Origin of the sequence: Mycobacterium sp. 852014-52450_SCH5900713 (assembly GCF_001667075.1) — a bacterium.
Lineage (GTDB): Bacteria > Actinomycetota > Actinomycetes > Mycobacteriales > Mycobacteriaceae > Mycobacterium.
The window spans coordinates 1-8,587 of record NZ_LZIL01000059.1 but is presented as its reverse complement, the minus strand read 5'-3'; the positions used below and the strand labels follow the sequence as shown (position 1 = coordinate 8,587).

General features: G+C 63.7%; 4 protein-coding genes. All 4 read left to right on the top strand.

Translation table 11 applies throughout. The features are described from left to right. A partial coding sequence (locus A5773_RS18120) for a helix-turn-helix transcriptional regulator (RefSeq protein WP_082948298.1) occupies positions 1-2,010 on the top strand: 2,010 nt, incomplete at its 5' end. 501 nt (positions 2,011-2,511) lie between these two features. Then, the gene (locus A5773_RS18115) at positions 2,512-4,248 is read left to right on the top strand and encodes an AMP-binding protein (protein WP_066953067.1); all 1,737 of its coding nucleotides are present in this window, start codon (positions 2,512-2,514) and stop codon (positions 4,246-4,248) included. 1,160 nt (positions 4,249-5,408) lie between these two features. Next, positions 5,409-7,208 (top strand): thiamine pyrophosphate-binding protein, encoded by a 1,800-nt coding sequence (locus tag A5773_RS18110; RefSeq protein WP_082948297.1) that lies wholly within the window; start codon positions 5,409-5,411, stop codon positions 7,206-7,208. A gap of 16 nt (positions 7,209-7,224) precedes the next feature. After that, the coding region (locus A5773_RS18105; protein ID WP_232001885.1) for a condensation domain-containing protein at positions 7,225-8,587 on the top strand (1,363 nt) is incomplete at its 3' end.

The window sequence follows — 8,587 nt, the reverse complement described above, 5'->3', positions numbered from 1 at the left end:
CGAGAACTCTATGAGCTGTTGGGTTTTCGGCTGTGGTCTCTTACTCCCGAGGAGTTGGAGGTCGTTGAGGTCTTGGCAACTGCGAAGCTGCTGGAGTGGGAGGTCCTGCGGGACATCTGCGACGCCGGCGCGGTGGCGCGACTAGAGCACCGCGGCTTGATCCAAATGCTCGCCGATGGCTCGCACACGTTGGCTCATCTGAACGACCCGGTCATCGGTGAGGTGGCGCTCCGGCACGCCGGCGTCGTGCGGTCACGGCACCTCAACGGCCGCCTGGCACAAGGTCTTCAAAAGCACTCGCAGGCTGGACCCCGACGCGCGCGGTCGCCAGACCTGCGCAGCCGAACCCGGCTGGCGCAGTTCATGGTGCGAAGCGATCTGGACCCAGACCTCAATGTGGTCATCGAGGCCGCGGCGGACGCACTGGCAATGTCGGACATCGCGCTGGCCGAAGAACTTTCGAGATTCGCGGTCGACCGCGACGCAGGCTTACCAGCCGCAATGGTGCTTGCGGAGGCGATAAGTTGGCGGGGGCGCGCCGACGAGGCCGAGATCGTTCTTGTCGACGCCAAGCCTGACGATGCCAACGAGTCGCTGATCGTGCAGTGGATGTGTCGGCGGGCTGCAAACTTGTTCTTCGACTGTGGGCACATCGAGCAGGCACGGGCATTACTGGCCGACGCGAAACATCGCGCCAGGTGTGGTGAAAGCGCGAGTCTGGTTACAGCCATCGAGTCGGCATTCGCGTTCTTTACCGGCGACGTCGCCACGGCGATCGAGCGAGGGTTGCCGCTGTGCGCAATCGGTCAGCCAAGTTCGACGGTCCTATGGGCTATCACGCCGACGACATGGGCGTTGGCGCTGGTTGGCCGGACTCGCGAAGTGCAGGAGATAGCTGACCAGGGGGAGGCGACGACGCACGGCCGTCTGGGCCCATATCGATTCGTCAGCGGGCTGGCTGAGGTTGCGGCGTTGACGGCCGCTGGTGAGTATCCGGCAGCCGAACGTGTCTGCCAGCGCTACGCCGCCATGACCGCCGGCTTGCCCGAGGCAGATGCCATGGTGCAGGCGATGCTGGGCTTGGTGCACCTGGCCCGCGGCGCACTTCCCGCCGCGCGCGCCGTCCTACACGACTCGACATCGGTTTTGTCGCACGAGTTTCCAGCAGGGCTGTTGCTGCTGGTGGCGGCTTGGTGGACGCAGGCAGAAGGGGCTCACAGTGACGGTGCGGCGGCCGCCGCAGCGTTGGCCAGTGCGGAGAGAGCTTATGGACCGCATGTCGCGGTGTTTCTGCCCGAACTCGAACTCGCCCGGGCCTGGGAACGCGCATCTGTGGGCGAGACGGCGGCCGCCCGAACGCACGCGGTGCAAGCGGCGCAGATCGCGGAGAACGGGGGAATGCATGCGATCGAGTTGCAGGCACGTCATACGGCGGTGCGCTTCGGCGATTCGTCGCACGCCACGCGGTTGGAGAAACTCGCCACAATCTTGAACACGCCGTTGGCGGAGGCGATCGCCGGCCATGCCCGCGCCCTGGCGCGCCAGGACGGCGATCTACTCGACGCTGCCGCGCGGCGATTCGTCGAACTCGGCGCGTTGGCCCTCGCCGCGGACGCGTCTGCCCAGGCGGCCGGTGAACACGCTCGGCTCGACGACCGGGGCAAGGAAGTCGAGTCGTCGATCTGGGCATACCGGCTGGCGGGCCAATGCGGTTTGCGCACACCGGCGTTCGAGGCCGCGGCGCGGCCGCTACCGTTCAGCGGTCGCGAGCGCCAGATCGCGATGCTCGTCGTCGCCGGTTTGTCCAACCGCCAAATCGGTGACCGGTTGTTCATCTCGGTGCGGACGGTGGAAGGACACCTGTACCGTATCTTCGCCAAACTCGGCATCACCAATCGTGATCAGCTCATTGACCTGATAAACCGGGATGAGTCGGACCTCCACGCATCGCCGGGACAAGGTGACGAGGCATTTAATGACAAGCCGCATGACCGCCACGCGGCCGGCTAGGACCCGCGAAGGCGCGTCGCCGCGCGGAAAGGCCACTCGCACAGTGCGAAACCGAAGTCACATCGTCCTGTGACCGATTACCGCGAACGAGGGGTTCGCGCCGAACTTGCGGGCGCGACCTCAACGCGGTGGATGTCTGCCGCACTACTCTAAGTAGGCGCGTTCACCACTCAACTCACGTCAATCCGGCCACCATGTCAGGTCGGGGGACCATACGCTCCCGCGCATGACATTCAGTCGGGAGGGCAAGGCCGGTTGGTCCCGCAAGACCCTGGATCACGATCCGAAACCACTCGGATCCGCCGAAGCGGTTTGGACGAGGTGTGTTTGGGTCGCAGGAGGCACCCTGCCCTCTTGCTGGTTCGCGACGGGCGGCGCTTGGCGCCGTTTGACGGCTATCGCGCCCGACTCCGGTCAGCCGCCCAGACGCGGGCCCCTGCCAGCACTGGAAACCCCAAACCTGATGGTGCAGAACTACCTTGAGCGACTGAGGAGCTCACCGTGACTGGGCCCTCGCTCACCGCTTTGCTCCAGGAGCGAGCGAGCCGGCAGCCTGATGCGGCCGCTTATACGTTCATCGAATACGACGTCGACCCGAGGGGGATCGCCGAAACACTCAGCTGGCGGCAAGTCCAGCAACGAGCGCAGGTCGTTGCTGACGAGTTGTCGATGTGCGGTTCGAATGGGAGTCGGGTCGCAATACTGGCCCCCCAGGGGCTCGAATACATCGTTGCTTTCCTGGGTGCAGTCCAAGCCGGAGCGATCGCGGTTCCGTTGCCGATCCCGCAAGTAGGTCTCCACGACGAGCGTGTGTCCGCCGTGTTGCGCGACTGCGCGCCTTCGGCGATTCTCACCACGTCTTGCGCCGTTTCTGAAGTAACAAAGTATGCGGAGAGCTTCAACGGCGGGACGGCCCCGTTATTGATTGAGGTTGATTCGCTGGATCTAGATGTCCCTCGGCGGCCCCAGCCCGTGCACTGCCCGCCCTCGCGGCCCGCGTATCTGCAGTACACATCGGGCTCTACCCGCGCGCCCGCCGGTGTCGTCGTGACGCACAAGAACGTTGTCACAAATGTCCAGCAGGCATTCGCCGACTTGATCGGGGAAACGGGAGCGGCCGGGATGAGGCTGGTTTCCTGGTTGCCGTTCTACCACGACATGGGGCTGCTGCTGGGGGTATGCGGGTCCCTGGTGACCGGGCACAGCGCGGTATTGATGAGCCCATTTTCCTTCCTGCGCAGACCGGTTCGTTGGATGCAAATGCTCGCCGCCGATCACCCGACGCTCTCCGCCGCGCCAAATTTCGCTTTCGATTTGGCAGTGTGGCGAATATCGGACGAGGAGATGGCCGGCCATGACCTCGGCAACGTGCTCGGGATCGCCAGCGGCGCAGAACGGGTTCACGTCGCCACCGTCGAGCGGTTCATGCACCGCTTTGCCCGGTTCGGTCTCAAAGACACGGCGATACGGCCGTCGTACGGGCTCGCGGAGGCAACGGTGTACGTGGCCAGTGCCGACGCAGGGCGCCCGGTGAAAACCGTCCGATTCGACAACGAAAAACTGTCCCGCGGCTACGCCAAGGCTTGTGACACCGCCGGCCGCGGTGTACACCTGATCGGTCACGGTACTTGCCGCTCGACCGTTCTGCGGATCGTCGACCCGGAAGGCGGAACCGAGAATCCGGCCGGAAAGGTCGGCGAAATCTGGGTTCACGGCGACAACGTCGCAAACGGATATTGGCAGAAGCCCGATGAAACCCTGGGCACCTTCAGCGCGAGTCTGGTCAGCCCGGGGCCCGATACCCCGAAAGCCCCTTGGTTGAGAACCGGGGATTTAGGGGTCATCTCGGATGGCGAGCTGTTCATCATCGGCCGGATCAAGGATCTGTTGATCATCCACGGGACCAACCACTACCCGGATGACATCGAAGCCACCATTCAACAGGTAACGAAGGGACGTGTCGCAGCTATCGCTGTGCCGGCTGACGGAACGGAGCGGCTGGTCGCTGTTGCCGAGGTGAGAATGCGGGACACGCTCGACGACCAGATGCAGGAGCTCAGCTCGCTGAAGTGCCAAGTCATTTCAGCGATATCGAACGCGCACCGCCTGCGGGCCGCCGACATCGTCTTTGTGACACCCGGTTCCATTCCAACTACGACCAGCGGCAAAGTTCGGCGCACCGCCTGCGCCAAGCTCTACCAACGGGCTGAATTCGACCGTCTGGACGCGATGCCATGAAGGCAACCTTTGGTCAGGCCGTCGAATTGCGAGAGTGGCTGATCGACTGTGCGGCAACAGCCCCTGGCTTCCAGCCTGGCTCGGCGCCGATCTCTCGTTGTACGACCTCGGGTTAAAGGTCCCGTGCCGCGGCTCGGGTTCGGCAGGTCACCCGCGGTGGCCTGCCGTCCGGCTGCGCAGATCGTAGTTGATTCGACACCGCCCCCAGCGTTCCGTCGCCCTGGTCCCCAGGACTCCGTCAGCCGGGTGGTCGCTACGCGTTGCGGCGTGCGGAGAAAGCCTACGAATCCGATCTTGCGGTGTTCGTGCGAGACGGAGCGGGATGCACGTGGCGGAGAACCGGGTACTCGCCTTCACCCGTCGTGGTCGCGAGATCGCCGACCGGTGGTCATCTCCATGCGCACCGGCGGAGGAACCCACACCTGACGATCCAAGATGCGTCTTGACCCAACACTATTCACCGACGTTTGGGCCTCATCCCAATAATCAGCGCGCGGCTGCCGCGTGGTTCGCCCAGAAGTCAATAAGCGGACCTCGTCAATCGAGACCCGAACGATGCCCCTGCACACCCTTAGCAGGGATTTCGGTGCGAGCTACGAGTCCAGCGCCCCTTCGGGCATCCTTCCGATGATCGGTGATCGCCCGAGCGCCTGGTGACACTTACGGTCAAGGACACGGCGACTGAGCCCTCACACGCACTACCGGCTCGGCCACTACTCGATCTCTGCGCGAGCACCACCTGAGTCGGATCAATCGGTTCATGACGTTCGCTCGAGGAACCATAAACTCCCGCCCATGACATCCTGCCTAGCGGGTATGCCCGGTTGGCCCCTCGTGGTTGTGAATTACGACTTGGACCGCGCGGAACACGCTAAACGCATTACACAAGAATGCTTTTGGGGTTTCTCGCGATCCGAAGCCTTTCGCCCGCGAGTCGATTCCGTGCGTCTGACGCGACAGAGCACGTCTCGGCCGACCCACTCCACGGTGGGACGATCGGCCGGACGGTCCGGTGCAGTGGATCGCGCTTCGGTGATCTCAGCCCGGATGGCTTGTCTTATGAGCTCGCCGGCTCCGCAGCAGTTTCGCCCACGACCAGATGCGAACAGGTGACCGGTTCGAGTATGCGATCCCCTACGACGTTTCCAGAGGTTGAAATCATGTCTCAGAGGCAACGAGTGGCCGACCACATCGTCGGGTACCTCGCGGCAATCGGAGTCGACCACATCTTCGGCGTCGACGGCTGCAACATCGAGGACCTTTACGACGCGGCCGGCTTGCGCTCGGACATCAGCGCCGTGTTGGCCAAGCATGAGTTCTCGGCAGCCGCAATGGCCGACGGATACAGCCGCAGCGGTGGCGCTCTGGGTGTGATGGCAGCGACATCCGGAGGGGGTGCACTGAATCTGATTCCCGGCCTCGGAGAATCGTTTGCCAGCCGGGTTCCGGTACTGGCATTGGTGGGTCAGCCGTCGACCGCGACGGACGGCCATGGCGGCTTCGAGGACACCAGCGGCCGCAACGGCTCGCTGAACGCCGAGGCGCTGTTTTCCGAGGTGTCGATATTCTGCCGACGGGTGCTGGACCCCGCCGAAATCGCCCACGCTCTGCCGACTGCCGTGGCGGCGGCGAGCACAGGTGGCCCCGCGGTATTGCTGCTACCCAAAGACATTCAGAAGGCGTCCGCCCCGTCCAACGGTCACGTGAATGGATATGCGGCCGAGCGGGTCCCTGCTATCGGTGACCCGCAGCCGATCGTTCAAGCGCTGCGGGGGGCGAACGGGCCGATCACCATCATCGCGGGTGAGCAGGTAGTCCGTGACGATGCACGAGCCGAGCTGGCGGTACTGCGCGCGGTGCTTCGCGCGCGGGTGGCGTGTGTTCCTCATGCCAAAGACGCCGCCGGCACACCCGGCTTCGGTTCCTCGTCGGCGCTTGGGGTGACCGGGGTCATGGGCCACCCCGGTGTGGCGGAAGCAGTGGCCGGGAGCGCCCTGTGCCTGGTAGTCGGGACTCGGCTGCCGGTGATCGCGCGCGCCGGCCTTGACGATGCGCTGGCCACCGCACAGACGGTCTCGATTGGGTCTGAGCCACCGTACATCCCGTGCCCGCACGTCGACAGCGACGACCTACGTACATCTTTGCGAATGCTGACGAGTGCACTCACCGGTCGGGGGCGGCCAAGAGGGGTTAGGGTGCCAGACGCGATATGGCGCACGGAACTGACTCCGCCACCATTCGACGGTCCGGGGATCCGCTACCGGGACGCCATGAACGTCCTCGATCGCCTGCTACCTGGTGACGTCGACATTGTCGTTGACGCCGGCAATGCCGGCGCCGCGGCGGTCCATTACCTACCTGTGCGACGCACGGGCAGGTTCACGGTCGCGCTCGGCATGGGCGGCATGGGATACAGCTTCGGCGCAGGTATCGGGATGGCGTTCGCCCGCGGCAAAGATGAGACACGGCAAGGGCGTGTCGTGGTGATCGCGGGCGACGGTGCCTTCTTCATGCACGGCATGGAGGTGCACACCGCAATACAGTACCGGCTACCGGTGACATTCGTCTTGTTCAATAACAACGCCCACGCGATGTCTGTGACCAGCGAAGGGCAGTTTCACCGCAATGGCCGCAGTGATAACCGGTTCACGGCGAGTCAGCTCGGGGCCGGCCTCGCGGCTATGTTCCCCGGGCTTCCAGCGGTCGATGTGACGGACGCCGACGACTTCAGCGCGGCGATTCGCCGGGCGCTGCGGCTCGATGGTCCGTCGGTCGTCAGCCTCGAATGCTCCGCTGACGAAATGCCGCCCCTTGCCACATTTTTCGGGCCATCAAAAGTTAAAACCGTTGTTTGCCAAGACGTACAAAGGAGACCACAACCGATGTCGTTCCAGCCCTCGACGACATGGCCTCCCATGCCGGCGTCACCGCACGTCCGATGCCCACATCGGCCTAGATAGGAAGTTCGTCGTCATTATGCTCAATTACGGTACGCAAGCCGACGTCCTGGGACCTTTGACGGCCGCTCAGCGGGCGATCTGGACCGCTCAACTACTTCAGCCCGACGTTTCTTACAACTTCGGCGGTTACGTCGCGATCGATCACGATGTCGACATCGAGAGGCTCACCGCCGCTTGCCAAGCCGCAGCACGGCGGTTCGGCACACCCTGCGCCCGCCCATCTCTCAATGACGGCGAACCGGTCTTCGTCGTCGACCGCTCGATTCCGCAGACACTGCGCTGCATCGATCTGCGCGTCGAGAGTGACCCGGCGGCCGCCGCGATCAGCTGGATGAACAACGACTACCGCCAGCCGTTTGACCCGCTTCGCGACCGGCTGTGCGACTTGGCTTTACTGCGGATCACCGACAATCTGTCGTACTTCTATTTGCGGGGGCACCACGTCCTCTTTGACGGGTATGGGGCAAATAATTTCATGCGGCACATCGCTGCCGTCTATTCAGGGTCCGTTCCCGACACCGTCGAAGTCGTCGACTTCTCCGAGTTTGCGCTTATTCGCACGGCGGATCTGAAGTATCAGGAGTCGTCGCGCTGTGCTGCCGATGCTGAGTACTGGAAAACGGTGGTGCGCGGACCACTGGACGTCACCGACCTGGCGGGTGCGCGAAGGTCGATCGCGCCACGCCACCCGATAGTGCATGAGCTGGTCTGCAAGCGCAGCGTGTCGGAAGACAAGCAGGACCGATTCGATGTCCCAAGGGCTGTCGCCACATTGGCGGCTTTCATCGCAAAAACGACGGGGCGTCAGAACGTCTCCATGTCGCTTGCGGTTTCGGCCCGCACGACCGCCGCGCTGAAGAGATGTGCGGGTATGGTGTCGAACCTCTTGCCACTGCCCGTCTGCGTCGATGACGGCGAGAGCATCGGTGCATTGACCGATCGGGTCGGCACGAATTTGATTGGGGCGCTGCGGCATCAACAGTTCCGGCGCTGGCCAGATTTGATTGTCGATGCTGCCCGCCTTGACATGAACGTCGAGTTCGGGCCGGTGATCAACGTGATGGCCTTCGCCGAGCCATTTCGTTTCGGACCTTCGGAAGTGACTTACGAGGTCTTCAATTTCCCCGTGCAAGACGTTGCGTTCAACATCTATCCGAGAACGGTCGACGGTAGGCCCCGAATCCAGTTCGCGTGGAACCCCGACCGTTACAACGCCGACGAGATGGCCAGGCACATCGCCCGTCTCGAATCGCTTCTTGACCGCCTTTTGGTGGCCGATTCGTCGGTGGTGGTGGGTGAGGTGGCGTTGCTGGATCGCGGTGAGCGTGAGTTGGTGTTGTCGGGGTGGTCTGGTGCTGGGGTGGGGGCGACGGGGGGCG